Annotated in this window: 13 protein-coding genes; 11 read left to right on the top strand and 2 right to left on the bottom strand. The window is 69.6% G+C overall.

Annotated features, from left to right (window positions below; translation table 11 throughout):
- Nucleotides 1-58: 58 nt before the first annotated feature.
- Nucleotides 59-6,061 (bottom strand): Ig-like domain-containing protein, encoded by a 6,003-nt coding sequence (locus HMPREF9058_RS08890; RefSeq protein WP_050798036.1) that lies wholly within the window; start codon nucleotides 6,059-6,061, stop codon nucleotides 59-61.
- A 547-nt stretch (nucleotides 6,062-6,608) separates the two neighbouring features.
- On the opposite strand from HMPREF9058_RS08890, the gene HMPREF9058_RS08885 reads away from it, so the two are divergent.
- A complete protein-coding gene (locus HMPREF9058_RS08885) occupies nucleotides 6,609-7,532 on the top strand; it encodes a tyrosine recombinase XerC (RefSeq protein WP_009747748.1) in 924 nt (307 codons plus the stop codon).
- Nucleotides 7,533-7,557: 25 nt separating this feature from the next.
- On the opposite strand, the gene HMPREF9058_RS08880 is transcribed toward HMPREF9058_RS08885, so the two are convergent.
- A complete protein-coding gene (locus tag HMPREF9058_RS08880; RefSeq protein WP_254654118.1) occupies nucleotides 7,558-8,064 on the bottom strand; it encodes a M23 family metallopeptidase in 507 nt (168 codons plus the stop codon).
- An 803-nt stretch (nucleotides 8,065-8,867) separates the two neighbouring features.
- On the opposite strand from HMPREF9058_RS08880, the gene rpsB reads away from it, so the two are divergent.
- The 10 genes from rpsB (at nucleotide 8,868) to ispG (ending at nucleotide 19,221) form a co-directional block, all read left to right on the top strand.
- Nucleotides 8,868-9,716 carry a 30S ribosomal protein S2 gene (gene rpsB / locus HMPREF9058_RS08875; RefSeq protein ID WP_009747744.1) on the top strand — a complete coding sequence of 283 codons (849 nt, stop codon included), beginning with the start codon at nucleotides 8,868-8,870 and terminating at the stop codon, nucleotides 9,714-9,716.
- 115 nt (nucleotides 9,717-9,831) lie between these two features.
- Entirely contained in the window at nucleotides 9,832-10,671 is an 840-nt protein-coding gene (tsf, locus tag HMPREF9058_RS08870; RefSeq protein WP_003786404.1) for a translation elongation factor Ts, read from the top strand.
- Between the two features lie 257 nt (nucleotides 10,672-10,928).
- A complete protein-coding gene (pyrH, locus tag HMPREF9058_RS08865) occupies nucleotides 10,929-11,681 on the top strand; it encodes a UMP kinase (RefSeq protein ID WP_009407162.1) in 753 nt (250 codons plus the stop codon).
- A gap of 155 nt (nucleotides 11,682-11,836) precedes the next feature.
- Nucleotides 11,837-12,394 carry a ribosome recycling factor gene (gene frr, locus HMPREF9058_RS08860; RefSeq protein WP_003786400.1) on the top strand — a complete coding sequence of 186 codons (558 nt, stop codon included), beginning with the start codon at nucleotides 11,837-11,839 and terminating at the stop codon, nucleotides 12,392-12,394.
- Between the two features lie 72 nt (nucleotides 12,395-12,466).
- Entirely contained in the window at nucleotides 12,467-13,396 is a 930-nt protein-coding gene (locus tag HMPREF9058_RS08855; protein ID WP_009407305.1) for a phosphatidate cytidylyltransferase, read from the top strand.
- 71 nt (nucleotides 13,397-13,467) lie between these two features.
- Nucleotides 13,468-14,730, top strand: a complete 1,263-nt coding sequence (rlmN, locus tag HMPREF9058_RS08850) for a 23S rRNA (adenine(2503)-C(2))-methyltransferase RlmN (protein ID WP_009407170.1) — start codon at nucleotides 13,468-13,470, stop codon at nucleotides 14,728-14,730.
- Entirely contained in the window at nucleotides 14,727-15,272 is a 546-nt protein-coding gene (locus HMPREF9058_RS08845; RefSeq protein ID WP_003786395.1) for a DivIVA domain-containing protein, read from the top strand. Before rlmN ends, HMPREF9058_RS08845 begins: the two co-directional genes overlap by 4 nt.
- Before the next feature lie 41 nt (nucleotides 15,273-15,313).
- On the top strand, nucleotides 15,314-16,606 hold the full coding sequence (dxr, locus tag HMPREF9058_RS08840; RefSeq protein ID WP_009747845.1) for a 1-deoxy-D-xylulose-5-phosphate reductoisomerase: 1,293 nt from the start codon (nucleotides 15,314-15,316) through the stop codon (nucleotides 16,604-16,606).
- Nucleotides 16,603-17,937 carry an RIP metalloprotease gene (locus HMPREF9058_RS08835; RefSeq protein ID WP_009747912.1) on the top strand — a complete coding sequence of 445 codons (1,335 nt, stop codon included), beginning with the start codon at nucleotides 16,603-16,605 and terminating at the stop codon, nucleotides 17,935-17,937. Before dxr ends, HMPREF9058_RS08835 begins: the two co-directional genes overlap by 4 nt.
- Nucleotides 17,938-18,072: 135 nt before the next feature.
- Complete coding sequence (gene ispG / locus HMPREF9058_RS08830; RefSeq protein WP_175284723.1) at nucleotides 18,073-19,221, top strand: flavodoxin-dependent (E)-4-hydroxy-3-methylbut-2-enyl-diphosphate synthase; 1,149 nt, start codon at nucleotides 18,073-18,075, stop codon at nucleotides 19,219-19,221.
- The last annotated feature ends 37 nt before the right edge of the window (nucleotides 19,222-19,258 follow it).

Here is a 19,258-nt window from a genome sequence, read left to right as displayed (position 1 = left end):
GCTGATCGATGTGGGGACGCGCTTGGCGTCGAGGCTCGGCGAGTGCGGGTACCGGCTGCTACGTGCATGTGAACCAGGTCCCCTGATCCTGCAAGGTCATCAGGACGCTGTTGTAACCGCGCCAGATGGGCCGGTCCCTGTAGCCACCCGAGCCATCGACCGTGATGGAGGTGCTCACCGCTCGGTTGTCCCAGACTCCGCTGCAGGTCACCACCGAGTTCGGGGGCCAGTCCGAGAGCGTCACCACCTGATAATGGGCGTTCTTGGCGTCTTTGCACGTACCTACATGGCACTCCCCTTCACCCTCGAGGGAGCCCGCGTAGTTCCTGGCGAAGGTACGCGTGGTCACCTCAGTGCAGCTCTCCTGCCCAGTGCGTGATCCCAGCTCAGACGAGGACTGCACGGCTTGGAGACACACGCGCGTCGTGCTTCCCTCTCCGACGCTCCACTGCTGGGAGCCGGAGGCTCCGGCGTCGTCGCTGGTGGACGGCCCGCTCAGCTGGTAGCGGGTGGATCGCCCACCGTCGCCCCCTCCGGACCAGGAGCAGGAGATGGAGGTGGCTCCTCCTGCCGAGCAGTTGATGCTCGGTGAGGCAGGTGGACCGAAGGGGGTGACGCTGCCGGCACTGACCGCCTCCGAGCACGAGGTGCTTCCGGTTTTGGCCCCGCAGACACGCACGTACACGGTTGAGGCGCTGCCATCGCTCAGCCCGTTGCCGCTCAGGTCGCTGACGGACTGCCAGGAGGTGCCGTCGGTGCTCCACTGGGTGGACAGCTCCCCGGCGCTCCAGCCGTTCCCGGCGGAGGCACTGGCGGACAGTGAGATCTGGCGACTGGCGCCGGTCGCATTGACGCCCGTGACGCTGGGGGCCGGCGGGCGTCCCACGACCCAGGTCGAGGTGGACTGCCCCGGTGAGGTATGGGTGGAGGCATTGGCGGAGTCATTGGTGGCCGTCACCGTGAAGGTCACCTGTTCCTGCGAGGTGCTCACCCCCTCCAGAGTGGCTGAGCGGTTGTCGGCTCCGGAGACCGTCTTGGAGGCCCCGGTTGAGGAGGTCACGGTGTAGTACTCGATCGGTCGGCCGTTGGTGTCGGACACCGGCCCCCAGGAGACGGTGACGGTATCGGAGGAGCCGCCGCTGCCCAGATTGGCCGAGGCGGCCTGTACCGAGCCGACCGGTCCGGGCCTGCCGTAGGGGGAGACCGCTAGGGAGGCGGAGGACCACTGCTGGCTCTCACCCTTGGCGTTGACGGCCTTGACCACCGCGGTGTAGGCCGTCCCGTTGCTCAGGCCGGAGAAGGTGACGCTCGTGCCCGACACCGTCTGCTGTTGGCCACCCGGGCTGAGGGCGACGACGTACCCGGTGATGGGCGAGCCCTGGTTGGACGGAGCGGACCAGGACACGCTCACCGAGCCGTCACCGGCGGTGGCCACCGGCTGGGGGACCGTGTCCGGGACGACGTCGATCGAGGTGGTGGCCGATGCCGAGGCATCAGAGTCGCCGACCTCGTTGTGGGCCACCACGTGGAAGGTGTGGTCTTTGCCGTTGGTGCGCCCCTCCATGAGGCAGCTGGTGACCGTGCCGCAGTCCTGGGAGTCGCCTTGCGTCTCGTCGTAGACGGTGAAACCGCTGATCGGCGCGCCGTTCGCCGCCCCTGCGGTCCACGAGACCATGGCCGTTGAGGCGCTGCTGGAGGAGGCCGCCACCGAGGTCGGTGGGCTCGGCCGGCTGCGCACCGTCACCTGGACGGTGCCCTCGACCTCGCGGCCGCCGTCACCGGTCTTGTCCCCGACCCGGTAGGTGATGACTCCCGCCCGGGCATCGGCTGCAGGTGTGATCGTCAGGGTGGAGCCGGAGCCTGTGACCGTAATGCCGTCGGGGGCCGTGGGGGTCCCCACGAGATGGATGGGGGAGTCGGGGAAGGGGTTGACGGCGTAGGAGGAGATATCCACGGTCGTGGACTGACCGGCGTTCGCACTCACCGATGCCGGCGAGAGCATGATGAGGGGCTGGGAGGAGGAGACGATGCTCACCGGCGCCGATCCCGATCCCTGGGCCCCGGAGCCGTCCTTGACATCGATGGTGAGCGACCCGAGTGAGCCCTTCGAGGCTCCCGAGGGCGCTGCCACCGATAGGGTCTTGCCGCTGATCGAGGCCTTGATGCCAGCGGGGACGTCCCGTACCGAGTAGGTCAGATCAGCCGGTTTCTCCCCGTCGGGGTCCGTGGCCCACAGCGACACGTCAACCGTCGCGGTCTCACCGGGGGCCACCTCGATGGCAGTGGGGGCGATGGTGGGTGGGCGGTTGTCCCCGGGGGTCACCGTGATGGGGAGTGTCAACCAGGCGGTCTTGCCGCTGGAGTCGTTGAGGTCCTTGCCGTCGGTCACCTCCACGGTGACCGAGGAGGGGCCGGAGTAGTCGGGACGCGAGGTGAAGGTCACCGTGGTGGAGTCCTTGACCAGGTTGGAGCCGTTCCACCCAGCGGCGGCCGTGACCTTGTTGCCGTCGGTCAGCTGCACGCTGCGGCCCTCGCGGGTCAGCACGTAGTCGCGCAACGCGATGGACAGGGTCTCGCCCGAGCGCACGGTCAAGGGCATCTTGCTCGCGTCGACCTCCGGCTCGGTGACCACCGATCCGGGGACCTCGACCAGGGCGGAGGAGGTCAGCCCGCTGGGATCGGTGACCGTGTAGAGCACGAAGCGGGGCTCGTCGCCCACCGTGATCGTCAGCTCCCCGTCCTGCCCGACGCTCGCCCCCTCGTCCTGAGTGGTGACGGTGGCGGCACTGATATCGCCGTCCGGGTCCTCGTCATTGTCCAGAACCGGGACCCTGACGCTCCGGTTGGATCGGGCCTGCGCCTTGCTGATGTGGTCGTCGCGGGCGATGGGGGCCTGGAGCGGTGCCGCCGCGGAGACCACGAGGGTCACCATGCCGACGACGGGCTCGGAGCGGCCGTCCGTAACGCCGTACTGGATGGTGTAGCTCCCCTCGGTGCTGGGGGTCGTGAGTCTGACCCGTGTGCCGTCGGCCGACGGGGACACTCCCGAGTCCTGGCCGGAAATAAGGGAGGACTCCAGGGACAGCGTGTCCCCGTCCGGGTCGACGTCGTTGACCAGTACCGGGATGGACAGGTCGACTCCCTGCCGTGCGGTGACGACATCGGCCACGGCGACGGGCTTCTGGTTCGTCGCCCCCGCGGGCGCTACACCGACCCTGACCACGGCCGAGGCCGTCTTGCCGAGGCGGTCCTGGACCGTGTAGCTGAAGACGTCGGTGCCTGAGGCATTCGGGGCGGCCGTGTAGATCAGGGATGAGCTCTCCATCTCCACCCCGCCCAGCCGCGGCGAGGACATCAGCCCGCTGAGGCTGACCGAGTCGCCCTCGGAGTCCAGTCCCTCCATGGGGATCGGGATGGTCACCTTCTCCCCGGCTACGGCCCACCCGGTGACGTCCTTGGGGTGCGGGGCCGTATTGCGCTCGTCGTCGCGGGCCACAACGGTCAGGTTGACGCTGGCCGAGGCGACGTTGCCCTCCGAGTCGCGCACGCTGTAGATGATCCGTCCGCTGCCGGGTTGCTCCCCGGCGCGGAAGCGGACAACGTCGTCGGAGACGAAGGGCTCGCCCATGGCTGGGTCGATCTCGTGCTGGAGGTCGGACTGGACACTCATATCCAGCCCCGCGGGGGAGCGGTCGTTGTCCAGGACACTGATGCCGCCCACGTCCCCGGCTCGCACCACGAGCGTGTCATCGGTGAGCTCGGGTGGGGTGGTGCTCGGTGCTGCCGGTACCGGGATGACCTGGAGCGTGCCCTCAGTCGTCCCGGCCGCATTGGCTAGCGTGTAGGTGACCGTGGTGGTCTCGGTCAGCCCGTTGGGAGCCGTGATGCGTAAGAGGTGGTGCTCCAGGAGCGCCACCACCAGGGGACTGCCCTCGGGGGTGCGCACGGACTGCACGGAGAGCACCCCGCCCTGCGGGTCGGAGTCGTTGTCCAGGACCGCCGACAGCGCCTGCCCTCCCGCCGGCAGCGTGATGACGTCGTCCTGCGCCACGGGCAGCGCGGCCTGGTCAACCTCGATGGCATCGACCCGGATCACGCCCTCCGTGGCGGAGGGCCCGTCACTGACGGTGTAGGTCAGGTAGAAGGTGCCCGCCTTGGACGGGTTGAGCGTGACGACCCCGGTGTTGACGTCGGCGGTGGCGCTCAGCCCCTCGGGCGCTTCCCCCACGGAGGCCAGGCGCAGGGTGTCGCCGTTGGCATCGACGTCATTGGCCAGCGGCGAGACCTGGCCGGACTGGCCCACCGGGACGACGACGTGGTCCGCGTTGGTCACCGGGGGCAGGTTCTCGTTGCCGTGCACCTTGACCGTCAGGCGGCCCTCGGTGTCCTCGGTGCCGTCGGAGTAGGTGACGGTCAGGTCCGTGTTGCCCGTCGTCTGCCCCATGTCCTTGACCGTGATGGTGCCGTCGGCCCGGTACGTGACGTCGAATCCCGAGGGGAATGAGACGCTCTTGAGGTAGACGGGATCGCCGTCGGGGTCGAGCCAGTCGTCGGAGACATTGAGAGTAGTGCTCGCTCCGGAGGCGAGGTCGAGCGAGGAGAGACGCTTCTGCTCGGGGCCGGCGTTGACGGAGAAGGGGTGGACGTTGAGGGTGACGTTGGCGCTGGCCTGCGCCTGGCCGTCATCGAGGGCGTAGGCGAAGGACGATGAACCCATGGCGTTGTCATCCACCTTCACCTGCAGGGCGGCGCCGGAGCGCACCTGGCCCACCTGTCCGAAGGACGGCTGCGAGGTCGCGGTGGCCACCAGGACGTCGCCGTCGGGATCAGTGTCGTTGGCGATGACCGGCAGGTAGGCGGTCCGTCCGGGTCGCACGCCGAAGGAGTCGTCCTGGGCCTGGGGAGGGGTGTTCTCCTTGGACCGCTCCTGAGTGGCCTCGTCCCGGGTCTCGGTGGACTCCTCGTCGGAGTACTCCTCGCTCTTCGTCTGGGAGTTAATCTGCTCCCAGTTGTCGACCTGGACCATGTTCTTGTCCGGCAGCCACACGCCGCCGGTGGGGATGTCGTTGAGGACGATGACGTCGCGGTTGGTGCGGAAGACGGCCTTCGAGACGTTGTTAAGCGTGGGGACGGGGATGTCGACATCGTGGTCGGTGCCTGCGCAGTCCCGCAGGAAGGAGCCCTTGACCCCCCAGGCCGCGTAGGCGCAGCCCGAGTGCTGCGCGGGCCGGGAGGGGCTGCCGCCGGTGACGCCGGGGGAGACCGAGGAGACCTTCCCGGACAGGCTCACGCGAAGGAGTCCGGAGGTCGAGGAGACCAGTACCTCGTCGGCCTGCGGGCCGGGAACCTGGAGCTGGAGGTCGTCTCCGGGCAGGGATGACGTCTGGCCCCCTGGGAGCACGAGGGTGCCGCTGCGGCGGTCGAGGACCACGCTCTTGTCTCCCACCGCGCTGACCTGCAGCTCGGCGTCGTCCGCCAGTTTCGGCAGCGAGGTGGTCGAGATGTCGGTTATGGAGCCACGGGGCGTGACCGTCTTGACGGTGCCGGTTCTGATCGATGCGACGTGGGCCGAGCCATCCGTGCCCATGGCCAGAACGGCGCCGGGCATGTCGGAGATGGTGGGAGGAGTTGCCGACTGGCTGAAGGTGGGGGCCTGTGAGGCGCTGGCGACCCAGACCTTGCCCGTGGCCGGATCGGCCACCCCGATGCGGTCCCCGCCCAGCTCCATGGTGGATGAGCCGGCCGAGGTGTTGGGCGGCATGAGGGTGGTACGGGCCACGTCGATCTGCGTGTAGGTGTCCGAGGAGGCATCGGACATGAAGACCTGGGAGCCGGACTGGTCGACGTCGAAGCTCGTCGAGGAGGTTCGCAGCCCCCCGTCGAGCGTCTGTGAGGGGTAGTTGAGGTGGGCGACCATCTTCATCTTCCCGTTGGTCACCCACACTCCGCCGTCATGAAGATCGACATCATGAGTGACCATGCCCGGGTGCAGAACGATGGCGACCAGAGCAGCAGCGGTCAGTACCGCGATGACGCCGACATTGACACGGCGTCTGGACAACCGTTTCACAGTGCTGCGCTCCAGCGAGAGAAAAGGGGAGACGGGGTCAGTCAAGGTCCCGTAAGAACGGGGAAGATTTTAATCTTCGTATTGGAAGGCTGCAAGGTTGGTGCGTTTCCTCGAGGGAGTGGCAAGGTGTGGACATATCCCCGGTATAGGGCCTAAATCTGGTACTGAGAGTGACGGCCGGGGTGTGGGTGTTATGAACTTGTGACTCATTGGCCTTGATTGCCGTATAAATTATTTATTGCAGACCCTTATGCTGGTGTGCTTCGTCATTTGTGTGAGCCAGAGTGAGGGGTTTCCCCCAGGTTGTGCGTTGAATCAAGGTGGCGATTGTCTGTCCGGCGGAGATAGTGCTCTGAGGCGGAGGTGGTTAGTGGCGAGGGCGTCGCCGAGACTCTCGTGCTTGGGCAGAGCCGGGGCGCGTCAGGGCGGCGTCACCGGGCCCTGCGCTGCCGAAGCTTGCGGCGCGTATTCCGCGGATGGCCTGTCTCGGCGCCGTAGTCTTCAGGTGTTCTTGTCGCCAGCGGGGAGGAGGGAGTCCATGTCGAGGACGCGTGCCGAGCTGCTCGCCTCCTACCGCAGCTACCTGGCCCTGCAACGTGACCTGTCCGGGCACACCGTGCGCGCCTATCTCGTCGATATCAACGACCTGCTGAGCTTCCTCGGCGTCGGTGAGGGCGACGCCGAGCCCGTCGATGCCGCCCTGGCCACCCTCGACCTGGCGGACCTGCGGGACTGGCTCGCCGCGATGGCCGCGAGCGGTCACTCGCGCGCCACCCTGGCCCGCCGCTCGGCCTCGGTGAGGACCTTCTCCTCCTGGGCCTTCGAGACGGGACTGCTCACCTCCGACGTCGCCGCGCGCCTGCGTGCCCCCCGCGTCGACAACCGCCTGCCCGGGGTGCTGACGCCCCAGCAGGCCTCGCAGCTGCTCACGACCGCCTCGGACCTCGCCTCGGACGGGCACGTCCTGGCCGTGCGTGACCTGGCCATCATCGAGACGCTATACGCGACCGGAGTGCGGGTCTCCGAGCTCGTCGGCCTGGATGTCGCCGACCTCGACCACTCCCAACGGACCCTGCGAGTCCTGGGCAAGGGCCGTAAGGAACGGACCGTCCCCTACGGGCTGCCCGCCGCCAGGGCGCTGGAGGCATGGCTGCATCGGCGCGGTGAGATCTGCGCCGTCGATGCGGGCGGCGCCCTCTTCCTCGGGGCCCGAGGGCGACGCATCGATCCCCGGGCGGTGCGCGACGTCGTCCACCGCCTGTGCACGGCCGCCCAGGTACCCGACCTGGGCCCGCATGGACTGCGGCACAGCACCGCCACCCACGTCCTGGGCGGGGGAGCGGACCTGCGCAGCGTCCAAGAGCTCCTCGGCCACTCCTCGCTGGCCACCACCCAGCGCTACACCCACGTCTCGGCTGAGCGCCTGCGCAGCGTCTACGAGCAGGCCTTCCCCCGAGCCTGAACGGAGCCCGCGTGGGGCCGCGTTCTCAGTGAAGGGGCTTGAGACGGATGACGGCCGGTTGCAGCAGCCGCAGCGGGTTGATGTACGTCTTGGGGCCGGTGCGCGCCCCCCAGTGCAGGGCGCAGACCCCGTCCGAGCGGTGCCCCGGCAGCAGGGTGCCGATGACCTGCCCCGCAGCCACCGCGTCACCCGTGCTGACGGCCGGTTCGACCGGCTCATAGGTGGTGCGGATCCCGTCGGCGTGGTCGACGGATACTACGGGGCGCCCGGCCACCATGCCGGCGAAGGCGACCGTCCCCGCGGCGGCGCTTCGGATCTGAGTACCCTCAGCGGCCGCAAGATCCACTCCCCGGTGCCCGCGTCCCCACACGACGGCGGGCGGGTCGAAGTCCTCCACCACGGTGGCCGGCGCACCGGTCGGCCACTGATAGCGACCCCGCGGGCGCCGGGGACCCGCAGACCGGTCCGTCAGCGCCAGGCCTGCCGTCCCCGTGCCGTTGATGAGCGGGGACGAGGGGCTCAGGCGTGTCACGAGCGAGGTCGACGAGGTCAACCAGTGGGCGGCCCCGGCCGGCCCTGGTGCACTGTCCGTGAGAACGGGAAGTAACGGATCCTGGACCCACGGAGGCGGAACCGTGGTCACGGCCGTGCCGGTGGCTGGGCCACAGAGGGGGCCCATGCCTTGAGCCGGCGGTGCACCGGGCAGGGCGGCCAGTGAGCCGCAGGCGATCAGGGCCGTTGCCAGCGCGGCGAGACGGCGGGACGAGTGGTGGGAAGGAGAGGGCGGCGTGCGATGCTTCCGGAAGTGGCTGCTTTGCCGGGGCTGCTGTGGCTGCATGCCCTCAGAGTGCGCGCCGAGCGGCCCTCGGCGCCGGGAGCGTCGTCGGCCCTGTGGAAAGCCCCGTGAGGAAGCGGCCTGTGGTGACCGGGACGACTCCGAATACCGCTGATTCGGCCTCGGCGGCTGGTCCAGTCCTGTGGTAGCCTCGCCTCCGCAGCATTCTGCGGATCGCTCCGGCGTCAGCGGGAGACGGGCCCGGAATGCTGACTTCGCGTGCCTGCACCCGAGTATCTCGGGACGTCCCTCCGGGCGACACGGTCGCGGTCCCGGTCATCACGGTTCGCCACGGTGAACGGGTGGCCGTGCGTCGCAGGCACCAGGCCCCATCCGCGCCGGCTCCCAGCCGGTCACCGGCTCCGGTGCGCGTTCGCAAGCGTGCGGAACCACGGGGAAGAACCCAGAAGAAGAACCCTGGGACGCGTCCGGGCGCAGCTCGGCCGTCCCCTGAATGATCGTGCGTCGAGCAACCTCTCGGCACACACGGAAGGACCGTCATGGCCGTCGTTACCATGCGCCAGCTCCTTGACAGCGGTGTCCACTTCGGGCACCAGACTCGTCGCTGGAACCCCAAGATGAAGCGCTTCATCCTCACCGAGCGCAACGGCATCTACATCATCGACCTCCAGCAGTCCATTGAGGGCATCAACACCGCCTACGACTTCGTCAAGGAGATCGTCGCTCGCGGCGGCAACATCCTGTTCGTCGGAACCAAGAAGCAGGCCCAGGCCGCCGTGGCCGAGCAGGCCCAGCGCGTCGGCATGCCCTACGTCAACCAGCGCTGGCTGGGCGGCATGCTCACCAACTTCTCCACCGTGCGCGCCCGCCTGGACCGCATGAAGGAGCTCGAGCAGATCGACTTCGACGACGTGGCCGGCTCCGGCCGCACCAAGAAGGAGCTGCTCATGATGCGCCGCGAGAAGGACAAGCTCCAGCGCACCCTGGGCGGTATCCGCGACATGAGCAAGCTCCCCGCGGCCGTGTGGGTCGTGGACACCAAGAAGGAGCACCTGGCCATCTCCGAGGCCCAGAAGCTCGGGATCCCGGTCATCGCCATCCTGGACACCAACTGCGACCCGGACGAGGCCACCTACGGAATCCCCGGTAACGACGACGCCATCCGCGCCGTCACCCTGCTCACCCGTGTCGTCGCCGACGCCACCGCCGAGGGCCTGCTGGCCCGCTCCGGCGGACGCGCCCGCACCGGTGAGGAGGCCGAGGTCGCCCCCGCCGACGCCGAGCCGCTGCCCGAGTGGGAGGCCCAGCTCCTCGCCGGAGCCGAGGCCGACGCCCCGGCCGCTGAGGCTGCTGAGACCGCCGAGGCCCCCGCCGCCGAGCAGGCCTGAGCTCGGGCTCATCGCCTCAGCTCCTCGCTCACAGCGCGGCGTCCCCGCGCTGTGGGCACCTCTCACTCGTCCTTTTTCACACGTCTATTAGTCACTGACTGACCAGGAGACATTCATGGCGAACTACACCACCGCTGACATCAAGGCGCTGCGCGAGAAGACCGGCGCCGGCATGCTCGACGTCAAGAAGGCCCTCGACGAGGCCAACGGCGACGCCGAGAAGGCCATCGAGATCATTCGCGTCAAGGGCCTCAAGGGCATTGCCAAGCGCGAGGGCCGCGCCGCTTCCGCCGGCCTCATCGCCGCCAAGGTCGTCGACTCCGGCAACGGCCAGGTCGGCGTCCTCGTCGAGATCAACGCCGAGACCGACTTCGTGGCCAAGAACCAGAAGTTCCTCGACTACGCCGAGCAGGTCCTCACCGCCGCCCTGGACTCCGGCGCCACCGACGCCGAGGCCCTGGCCGAGGTCGAGGTCGACGGCTCCACCGTCAAGGAGCTCACCGACGGCATGCAGGCCGTCATCGGCGAGAAGATCGTCGTGCGCCGTGTCGGCCGCCTCGAGGCCGACAAGATCGAGCTCTACCTGCACCGCACCAACCCCGACCTGCCCGCCCAGGTCGGCGTCCTGGTGGGCACCGACGCCAAGGCCGCCGAGGTGGCTCACGACGTCGCCATGCACATCGCCGCCTACTCCCCGGCCTACGCCACCCGTGAGGACGTCCCGGCCGAGGTCGTGGACAAGGAGCGTGCCATCGCCGAGGAGACCACCCGCGCCGAGGGCAAGCCCGAGAAGGCCATCCCCAAGATCGTCGAGGGTCGTCTCAACGGCTTCTTCAAGGAGAACGTCCTGGTCGACCAGGCCTTCGCCAAGGACCCCAAGACCACGGTCGGCAAGGTCGTCGAGGCCACCGGTGGCGAGCTGACCGGCTTCGTGCGCTTCCGCGTCGGCGCCTGATCCGCTCACTGATCGGGGCGGGGGCGCGAGCATCATGCTCGCGCCCCCGCCCCGTTTCTCTCCCCACTCATCGACATCCCTCACCGTCTGTTCCCCGGGGCGCCCTCCTCGAGCACGTCTCATGCGTGGCCCTGGTCCCATGGCACGGCCCCATGGTGTGTCTGACCGCCGGGGTTGACGCTCATCGTGGCCCGGCACCCGCCCGGACGGGGTAGGCTGTGCCAAGCCTGCCCACCGAACCCAGGAGACATAGCGCAATGAGTCAGGAACCGGCTCGTGACGACCGCGTCGCCCACGGCACGCACCCCAGACGTGTTCTACTCAAGCTCTCCGGTGAGGTCTTCGGTGGCGGAGCCATAGGTCTGGACCCCGACGTCGTCTCCGACGCCGCCCGCCAGATCGCCGAGGCCGTGCGCGCCGGAGTCCAGGTCTCCGTCGTCGTCGGAGGCGGGAACTTCTTCCGCGGCGCCGAGCTCTCCTCGCGCGGCATGGACCGCGCCCGCGCCGACTACATGGGCATGCTGGGAACCGTCATGAACGCCCTGGCCCTGCAGGACTTCATTGAGAAGGCCGGGGTGCCCGCCCGTGTCCAGACCGCCATCGCCATGGGACAGGTCGCCGAGTCCTACATCCCCCTGCGTGCCATCCGCCACATGGAGAAGAACCGCGTCGTCGTCTTCGGCGCCGGTGCCGGCCTGCCCTACTTCTCCACGGACACCGTCTCGGCCCAGCGCGCCTTGGAGACTCACTGCGACGAGTTGCTCGTGGGCAAGAACGGGGTTGACGGCGTCTACACCGCCGACCCCCGTAAGAACCCCGATGCCCGGCGCCTGGACCGGCTCACCTACGAGCGCGCCCTGGCCGACGGTCTCCAGGTGGTCGACGCCTCCGCCTTCGCCCTGTGCCGCGACAACGGCCTGACCATGCGCGTCTTCGGCATGGGGGAGCCCGGCAACATCACCCGAGCCCTGTTGGGTGAGAGAATCGGGACACTCGTCAGCTGCGACTGACCCGGCTGCGAGCTCCGACGGGCCGCCGAGGGCCCCTTCGAGTTCCGTGACCGCGTGCGGCGCAGACGGCCGGCACACCCTCCCAACCCGCAGCCATCCCCGCGATGGCCGATCACTACCTGACGAACCCACGACCGCCCAGTAAAGGAAGCACCATGATCGACGACGTCATGCTCGAGGCCGAGGACAAGATGGACAAGGCCCTCCAGGCCGCCAAGAGCGAGCTGGCCACCATCCGCACCGGCCGCGCCAACCCCTCGATGTTCAACGGGATCGTCGTGGACTACTACGGCGCCCCCACCCCGCTCCAGCAGCTCGCCTCCCTGACGATCCCCGAGGCCCGCACGGTCCTGGTCAGCCCCTTCGACCGCTCCGCCATGAAGGACATCGTCACCGCCATCCGCGAGTCCGACCTCGGCGTCAACCCCACCGATGACGGCACCGTCATCCGCGTCACCCTGCCGGCACTGACCGAGGAGCGCCGTAAGGACTACGTCAAGCTCGCCCGTTCCCGCGCCGAGGACTCCCGCGTCCAGGTGCGCGGTATCCGCGGTAAGGCCAAGAAGGAGCTCGAGGCCATCAAGAAGGACGGTGAGGCCGGCGAGGACGACGTCAAGCGCGCCGAGCACGAGCTCGACGGCCTCACCAAGCGCTTCGTTGAGCAGATCGACGCCGCCCTGAGCGCCAAGGAGGCCGAGCTGCTCGAGGTCTGAGCCGCCTCGTCCCGGGAGCGGCCGCGCCACCGCCCGGCCTCCCGCCCTGTCCCGTCAACCCCTGTGAGCCCCGTGTCGCCTCTGCTGAACCCGCGCCCCACGCGCAACCACGACCCCCTGCCCGCCACCGGGCGGGCGGGACGCAACCTGCCCGCCGCCATCGGGGTGGCGGTCGTGCTCATCGCCGTGGTCCTGGGCTCCCTGGCCTTCTACAAGGTCATCTTCGTGGGCGTCGTCGTCCTGGCCGTGTGCGGGGCGCTGTGGGAGCTGGCGGCGGCCTTCGCCCGCAAGCGCATCCGCCTGCCCCTGGCGCCGCTGTGGCTGGGCACCCTGGGAATCTCCGTGTGCGCCTGGGAGGTGGGAGCGGAGGCGGCCTTCGGTGCCTACGTCGCCACCGTCGGCGCCTGCGTCCTGTGGAGCTTCATGGACCAGGCCGAGGCGGAGGTCGGCACCGTCCTGGAGCAGGCCGGCCACGACATCCCCCGCACCGAGGCCCACGACGAGGTCCGCCGCTCGCGCTCCAGCGCCGCGGCCGCCTCGGTCTTCGCCGCCACCTACCTGCCCTTCCTGGCCGGCTTCGCGGTCCTGCTCCTGGTGCAGGAGCACGGAGTGGGAAAAGTCATGATGCTCATCGCCCTGGCGGCCGCCAACGACACCGGCGGGTGGATGGCCGGCATCACCTTCGGCCGTCACCCCCTGGCTCCCTCGGTCTCACCCAAGAAGTCTTGGGAGGGGCTCATGGGCTCCCTCATCGCAGCCGTCGCCACCGGTGCCGGCTGCGTCTGGGCCATCGGCGGCCCCTGGTGGACCGGAGCCGCACTGGGCGCCTGCACCGTGATCGTCTCCACCCTGGGAGACCTGGGGGAGTCCCTGCTCAAGCGCGACCTGGGACTCAAGGACATGGGCACGCTCCTGCCCGGGCACGGCGGAATCATGGACCGGCTCGACTCGATCCTCGTGGCCGCTCCACTTGTCTACGCCTTCACCCTCCTGGTGAAATAGGGACGCATGCCGCACCCACCCCTATCGACCAGCCCGGCCCTCCCCAGCCCCGGGACACGAGGAGCACGAGCGTGAGTCCATCGCGAGCACAGCAGCGCCCTCGGCGCCCGCAGCCCGTCAGCATCACCGGAGGGCCGCATGACGGCCGGGTCCAGGTCATGCCCACCGACCAGCCCCCGGAGGGCGCCACCAGCCCCGACGCCAAACCGCGCCTGTCCTTCGCGGTGCCCGCTGCGCGCGGCAAGGCCCCCCGCCACCTGGCCGACCTCGACCTGTCCGGGCGCAAGGCCGCCTGCAAGGACTCGGGCCTGCCCTCCTTCCGGGCCGACCAGCTCTCACGCCACTACTTCACGCACTTCACCCGCGACAGCGCGGACATGACCGACCTGCCCGCCGCCCAGCGCGAGCAGTTGTGCGCCGAGCTGCTGCCCGAGCTCATCACCCCGGTACGCGCCCTGCGCGCCGACGGCGGGCGCACCATCAAGCACCTGTGGGAGCTGCACGACGGCGTGCGCGTCGAAAGCGTCCTCATGCGCTACAAGGAGCGCACCACCCTGTGTGTCTCCTCCCAGGCCGGCTGCGGCATGGCCTGTCCCTTCTGCGCCACCGGTCAGATGGGCCTGACCCGCAACCTGTCCACCGGGGAGATCGTGGAGCAGGTGCGCCACGCCGCCCAGGCCTCGGCCGCTGGGGAGCTGACTGGGGGACCGGCCCGCCTGTCCAACGTGGTCTTCATGGGCATGGGCGAGCCGATGGTCAACTACAAGAACGTCGTCGGCGCCCTCCACCGGCTCATCGACCCGGCCCCGGAGGGCTTCGGCCTGTCGGCGCGTGGCATCACCGTCTCCACCGTGGGACTCGTCCCCCTCATCCGCCGACTCGCCGGCGAGGGGCTGCCGGTGACCCTGGCCGTCTCCCTGCACGCCCCCGACGACGAGCTGCGCGACGAGCTCATCCCCGTCAACTCCAAGTGGAAGGTCGGCGAGCTGCTCGACGCCGCCCACGACTACTTCCTGGCCACCGGCCGGCGCGTGTCCATCGAGTACGCGCTCATCAAGGACATGAACGACCACGCCTGGCGCGCCCAGCTGCTCGCTGACGAGCTCAACCGCAGGGACACCGGATGGGCCCATGTCAACCCCATCCCGCTCAACCCCACTCCGGGCTCCATCTGGACCTGCTCGGAGGTTGCGGTTCAGGATATGTTCGTCGACACGCTCCGGCGTGCCGGAATTACCACGACAGTGCGAGACACTCGAGGCAGCGACATCGACGGTGCCTGCGGTCAGCTCGCGACCGAGGTACTCAACCAGGAGAGGGTCAAGACGACATGAGCGACATGTTCCCCAAGTCAGCGCTCCTGCGACCGGGCTACCGCCCCGAGCAGGTGGACCGCTACTTCGAGACGGCTCACGAGATCTACGACGCCGGTGAGCTCGACGAGATGGACTCCGAGGGCGTGCGCACCGTCGCCTTCGACGTCGTCCTGCGCGGCTACCAGCCCCAGGCCGTGGACGCCGCCCTCGACCGGCTCGAGGCCGCCTTCCTCCAGCGCCGTCGCGCGGCCTTCGTGGCCAAGAACGGCCGCCAGGCCTGGATGGACCAGGTCACCCAGCTCGCCACCACCCTCTACCCGCGTCTGCTGCGCCCGGCCGGCGAGCGCTTCGCCCCGGCCTCCGGCCAGGGCTACGACAAGACCGACGTCGATGCCCTCATGGACCGTATCGCCGGCTACTTCGATTCCGACACCACCCTGACCTCCAGCGAGGTGCGCGGAGCGGTCTTCCGCCGCGCCCGGGGGAACAAGGCCTACGGTGAGCCCAGCGTCGACCGTTACCTGGCGCGCGTCGTCGAGGTCCTCCTGTCCGTCGAGTGAGTCACGCCCGTCGAGCCCGTCCTGAGGAAACCCGCCACCCCATGACCAGCCACGCAGCAGCGCCCTCCCACAACCCACAGCGACTGGTCCTCCTGGGATCCACCGGGTCGATCGGCACCCAGACGCTCGAGGTCCTCGCCCGCCTGGGGGAGCACGCCCCGCGAGTGGCCGCCCTGGCCGCCGGCGGATCGCGCCTGGAGCTCCTGGCCCGCCAGGCCATCACCTGGGAGGTTCCCGTCCTGGCCGTCACCGGCGGGGGAGAGGACCTCGCCGGTCGCCTGCGTCAGGCCCTGAGAGCCGCAGCCGCCCAGGCCGGCCGCCCCGACCCGGTCACCACCATCCTCACCGGCCCCGACGCCGCCACCACGGCGGTCCAGACCGCCGAGCTCGGGGCAGACGACACGGTCGTCAACGGCATCACCGGCTCGGTGGGACTGCTGCCCACGCTGGCCGCCCTGGCCAGCGGAGCCCGCCTGGCCCTGGCCAACAAGGAGTCCCTCGTCGTCGGGGGCGCCCTGGTCCGCCAGGCGCTGACCCGCCCCGGCCAGATCGTCCCCGTGGACTCCGAGCACTCCGCCATCGCCCAGGCCCTGGCCTGCGGCCGCCACGAGAAGGGACTGACCAGCCCTGTCCTCAGCGGACGCAGCGAGGTCAGGCGGCTGGTCCTGACTGCCTCCGGCGGCCCCTTCCGCGGGCGCAGCCGCGCCGAGCTCACCGGGATCAGTGCCGCCGCCGCCCTCAAGCACCCCACCTGGGACATGGGGCCGGTGGTGACCATCAACTCCTCGACCCTCATCAACAAGGGGCTCGAGCTCATCGAGGCCCACCTCCTGTTCGACGTGGCACCCGAGCGGATCGACGTCGTCGTCCACCCCCAGTCCGTCATCCACTCCATGGTGGAGTTCACCGACGGCGCCACCATCGCCCAGGCCTCCCCGCCCGACATGCGCCTGCCCATCGCCCTGGGCCTGACCTGGCCCGAGCGCCCTGACCTGTCGGGCCTGGTGACTCCCAACGACTGGCGCGAACCGGTCAGCTGGACCTTCGAGCCGCTGGACGGCGCCGCCTTCCCAGCCGTCGACCTGGCCCGCAGCGCCGTGGCGGCCTCGGACACCCACCCGGCCGTCCTCAACGCGGCCAACGAGCAGGCCGTCGCCGCCTTCCTCGCCGGCGGCCTGGAGTGGCTCGACATCGTCGAGATCGATGCGGCCGTCGTCGGCGAGCACGAGGGCCTGACCGGCCCGGGCCTCGACGACGTCCTGGCCGTGGAGACCTGGGCACGCGCCCGCGCCGACGAGCTCATCGCGGCACGAAACGGAGGAACGCACTCGTGAGCACCACCCTGGCCTACATCCTGGGCATCGTCATCCTCGTCATCGGGATCGGTGTCTCAGTGGCCCTTCACGAGCTCGGGCACATGATCCCCGCCAAGAAGTTCGGAGTGAAGGTACCCGAGTACTTCATCGGCTTCGGCCCCAAGATCTGGTCGTTCAAGCGCGGGGAGACCGAGTACGGCGTCAAGGCCATCTGGCTGGGCGGCTACGTCAAGCTCGTCGGCATGCTGCCACCGGCCAGGCCCGGCAGGCCGGACCGCCGACGCAAGGACGGAAGCCTGGGCATGGTGGGCGAGGCGCGCGCCGAGGCCCTGGAGGAGATCCAGCCCGGCGAGGAGCACCGGGCCTTCTACCACCTCAGCGTCCCCAAGAAGCTCGTCGTCATGGCCGGGGGAATCCTCACCAACCTGGTCCTGGGGATCGTTCTGCTGGCCGTGGCCGTCGGCGTGGTCGGCATCCCCGGACGCACGACGACGCTGTCGACCGTGGCGCCCTGCGTGTCGTCGAACATCGACGCGGGCGCCCCCTGCCAGGACTCCGACCCGGTCGGCCCCGCCAGCGCCGCCGGCATACGGGTCGGCGACAGGATCGTCTCCTGGGGCGGGGTGAAGGTCTCCACCTGGGAGGAGCTGCAGGCCCGGATCGCCGCCCAAGGCACCAGCCCCACCGAGGTCGTCATCGAGCGCGACGGAGCCGAGCGCACCGTGCGCGTCACCGCGGTCGAGGCCCAGCGCACCGTTCGCGACGCGCAGGGCGCCCCGGTCAAGGACGCCTCCGGGGCCGTGCGCACCCAGGCCCGCCCCTATGTCGGCATCTCCCCGTCGCTGGGAACCATTCCCCTGAGCCCGGCCAAGATCCCCGGCATCATCGGGCAGGCCATCGGAGGGACGGTCAAGGCCATCGCCACCCTGCCGGTGGGCCTCTATCACGCCGTCCAGGCGGCGCTGGGCGTTGAGCAGCGCAGCGCCGACAGCGGCGTCGTGGGCCTGGTGGGCATGGGACGCATGGCCGGAAACGCCACCAGCGGCGGTGTGGCCGGAGGCGGGGCGGTCCCCCTGTCGATGCGGGTGAGCACCATGCTCATGCTGCTGGGCAGCCTCAACCTGGCGCTGTTCGCCTTCAACCTGGTGCCCCTGCTGCCACTGGACGGCGGGCACGTGCTCGGAGCCTGCTGGGAGGGCATCCGGCGCTCGATCGCCAAGGCGCAGGGCAGGCCCGATCCGGGCCCGGTGGACACGGCCAGGATGCTGCCCGTCGGTCAGGTCGTCTTCGGTCTGCTCATCGTCATGGCCCTGGTCCTGGTGTGGGTGGACATCGCCGCGCCGCTGTGAGGCCCGCAGGGTCTGGCAGGGCGTGAGCAAATCGGTACCGGCGGGAGCGATGCCACACACCTGAGGTGCAGGGCCTGGCAGGGCGGGTGACATACTGGACGGGTGACTGAAGCGATCGCTCTTGGCATCCCTACGATGCGTGCCCAGGCCCCGGTCCTGGCAGCGCGCCGACCCACCCGCAAGATCCAGGTCGGCAGCCTCAACGTCGGTGGAGACGCACCCATCACCGTGCAGTCGATGACCACCACGAAGACCCACGACATCGGCGCCACTCTGCAGCAGATCGCCGAGCTGACGGCCGCGGGCTGCGACATCGTCCGCGTGGCCTGTCCCACCGACAAGGACGCCGAGGCACTGCCGATCATCGCCAAGCAGTCCCGCATCCCCGTCATCGCGGACATCCACTTCAACCCCAAGTACGTCTTCGCCGCCATCGAGGCCGGCTGCGGCGCGGTGCGCGTCAACCCCGGCAACATCCGCAAGTTCGACGACCAGGTCGCCGACATCTGCAAAGCCGCCTCCGACGCCGGCGTCTCCCTGCGCATCGGCGTCAACGCCGGTTCCCTGGACAAGCGCCTGCTCAAGAAGTACGGGAAGGCCACCCCCGAGGCGCTCGTGGAGTCGGCCACCTGGGAGGCCGGGCTCTTCGAGGAGAACGACTTCCACGACTTCAAGATCTCCGTCAAGCACCACGACGTCGTCACCATGGTGCAGGCCTACCGGCTCCTGTCGGAGGCCGGCCAGTGGCCCCTGCACCTGGGCGTGACCGAGGCCGGCCCCGCCTTCCAGGGCACCATCAAGTCCTGCGCCGCCTTCGGCACCCTACTGGCCGAGGGCATCGGCGACACCATCCGGGTCTCCCTGTCCGCTCCTCCGGTCGAGGAGGTCAAGGTGGGCACCAAGCTGCTGGAGTTCATGGGGCTGCGCGAGCGTCAGCTCGAGATCGTCTCCTGCCCCTCCTGCGGCCGGGCCCAGGTGGACGTGTGGACCCTGGCGGAGGAGGTCGAGGCCGGGCTCAAGAAGGTCACCGCTCCGCTGCGCGTGGCCGTCATGGGCTGCGTCGTCAACGGCCCCGGCGAGGCCCGCGAGGCGGATCTGGGCTGCGCCTCGGGCAATGGTAAGGGCCAGATCTTCGTGCGCGGCCAGGTCGTTGAGACCGTCCCGGAGGATCAGGTCGTCGAGACCCTCCTCAAGCACGCCGAGGCCATGGCCGCAGAGATGGCCGAGGAACTCGGGGAGGAGGCCCTGGCCGGCACCAGCCCCATGGTCTCCGCAGCCGGCTGAGGACCGGTGAGGGCCGGGCGCCTCCAGCGCCGGCCCG

Origin of the sequence: Actinomyces sp. oral taxon 175 str. F0384 (assembly GCF_000223355.1) — a bacterium.
GTDB classification, from domain to species: Bacteria; Actinomycetota; Actinomycetes; order Actinomycetales; family Actinomycetaceae; genus Actinomyces; species Actinomyces oris.
This window is presented reverse-complemented; position numbering and strand designations above follow the sequence as displayed.